Here is a 2359-nt window from a genome sequence, read left to right as displayed (position 1 = left end):
TTCGAAGTTGAATTCGCGGCTCACTTGTTATAGGGTGGGTGCTCAGTAATTGGATCTATTTGATAAGAACATACAATAACGCCCTGTAGCATTTGCTTACTGACAAAATAGCAAATGCCAGTGCGGTGTAGGGTATCGCTATCTTCCGTTTCGATCGACTGATCAAATAACAGGGAGCTTGGATTCAGGCAGGAGGTGGTATTTATATCGGTTGGCTTTGTTGTAATGGTTAATTCAATTAAATGTCATTAAAAGCTGTTCTATGGAGGAACGCATAATGTTACGGAACATTTTCTTGTTGTTGGTGCTGCTTGGTGCGGGTCAGGCGATGGCGGCGGTGCAGGATGTCAGTGTACCGGGGGCGGCAACGACCCTGTTTGACCATGCGGGCGAGGCCTTTGGCAGCCACTTCACCGATACCTGGCAGATCAATGTGGACAAGGCCGCGGTGGCCAACTCCGGTGTGGTCAGCTTCACCTTCGGCGACATCTTCGGGGTGGGCAACTTCTCCCTGGCGGTGTGGGATGTGGTTAAGTCCAGCTATGTGGCCATCACGCCGGTGGTCAACAGCCTGGATGCCGCCTGGCAATTCGTGCTGCCGGATGCCGGTCGCTATGACCTGCTGATCTCCGGTGTGGTCACCGGTACCCAGCTGGGTGGATCCTATATCGCCGGTATCGTGACCGCGCCGATCCCCGAGCCGGAAGTCTATGCCCTGATTGGTGTCGGCCTGTTGACCCTGCTGGTGTCCAAACGCCGTCGCAGCCAACGTATTCCGACTCTGCAGGCCGCCTGATCAACTGATTCGCTATTTGCCGAATGTGTAATTGCCCAGACTCAGTCAGGAATGGCTGGGTCGGGCAGGTCATCACTATTTTAATTGATAAAGCGAGCGACAGGGATGAGGTATCTCCTGGTGATATTGGGTGCCGCAATATATGGCACTGATGTGCAGGCTAATCAGCAGCAAGGGGATACCTGGTCACTGACCACGGCGGTCAATAGCCGCCATGACAATAATATTTTTCGGTTAAACGACGAGACATCTTTGCCCAGCGGATTATATCGCAGTGACGATATTGGTAGCGGTTCACTGCAAGGGCGTTGGGGCACCCGCTGGTCACGGCAACAGCTATTTGCCAGCGCCAATATCGAGCGCCAGGAATATCGCCGCAACAGTGGCATGTCCCACACCGGCCACAGCTGGCGGGTGGGCTGGCAGGGGGTCATGGGCCCCTGGCTGCGACCCAGCCTGAGTTATGGCGAGAGCCGCCGGCTGGGCGCCTTCGAGGATGTGGCGCTCGGCATCAAGGACATGCAGGACGAGCGGCGTCTGGAGGGGGAGCTGGCCAACCCGCAGGAGCGGATGCTGGCCCTCTCTCTCGCTGGCAGCTGGCGCACGCTGCGCCACGGCAGCCACCTCTACCAGCCGCTCGATCTGGACGAGAGCGGTTGGCGCGCGACCAGCGGGCTGCGCAGCCGGCAGGGGGCGAGCCTGCTGCTGGGGTGGGAGCACAAGCAGACCGACTATCTCCAGCAGGCGGGGGGTGGGCGCGACAGCGATCAGGACACCCTGAGCCTGACCGGCCATTGGCCGGTGACGGCGCGCCTGAGCCTGGATGCGGAGTTGGGCCGGCTCGGTTGGCGCTATGCCGGCGACAGCCGGCGCCACTACTGGGTGGGTCGGTTGGCGGCCCGCTATGAGGCGGGCGCCCACCACCAGTTCGATGCCAGCTGGCAACGGCGCGAGGCCCCGAGCGGCGAGCGCTACCAGTCGGTCATCAATGACACGGCCCGGCTGGGCTGGGTCTGGCAGTGGAGCGAGCGGCTCGGCCTCGAGCAGCGTCTTTCCCAGGTACGCGCCGACTATCAGCCGGGCGTGCTGGCGGGGGGCGATCTGCTCGGCGACGAGACCACCCTCTCCTACAGCGCGGCGCTTAACTGGCGCCCGAGTGAGCGCTGGAGCACCCAGCTGAGCTGGGAGTGGGGGCGGCGCGAGGCCAGCCAGGACTACCGGGAATATGACTACCAGAGCGCAGGCTTGAACCTGTCTTACATCTACTGAGGTACGGGATGAGCGAAGTGATGGCAGAGCTGGCCGCCAAGCAGGAGGCGATCCAGCCACAGCGCGAGGAGGGAGCGGCGTTCTACCCCTCCCTCGACACCCTGCAAGGTGAGCTGGAGCGGATCTCACCCTTGGTGACCCTGTTCAAGTCGGTGATCGATCCGGTGCTGGTGGTGGCGACCCTCTATCTGCTGCACCGCCTGTTCGACGTGGCGTTTGGCAGCACCGAACTGGTGCTCGCGGCACTGGCCTTCCTGCTCACCATGCTGGTGATGGATGGCTCTGTGCTGCTGG

Annotated in this window: 3 protein-coding genes; all 3 read left to right on the top strand. The window is 61.0% G+C overall.

The window, feature by feature from the left end; genetic code table 11:
- Positions 1-277: 277 nt before the first annotated feature.
- Entirely contained in the window at positions 278-796 is a 519-nt protein-coding gene (locus AACR93_RS20045) for an FxDxF family PEP-CTERM protein (RefSeq protein WP_042046360.1), read from the top strand.
- Positions 797-1048: 252 nt separating this feature from the next.
- Positions 1049-2065: a hypothetical protein gene (locus tag AACR93_RS20040; RefSeq protein ID WP_156153029.1), complete on the top strand. Its 1017-nt coding sequence runs from the start codon at positions 1049-1051 to the stop codon at positions 2063-2065.
- An 8-nt stretch (positions 2066-2073) separates the two neighbouring features.
- Positions 2074-2359: hypothetical protein (locus tag AACR93_RS20035; RefSeq protein WP_043851777.1), on the top strand; the 286-nt coding region annotated here is incomplete at its 3' end.

This window comes from Aeromonas sp. L_1B5_3, from assembly GCF_963866575.1.
Classification (GTDB): domain Bacteria; phylum Pseudomonadota; class Gammaproteobacteria; order Enterobacterales; family Aeromonadaceae; genus Aeromonas; species Aeromonas jandaei.
This window is presented reverse-complemented; position numbering and strand designations above follow the sequence as displayed.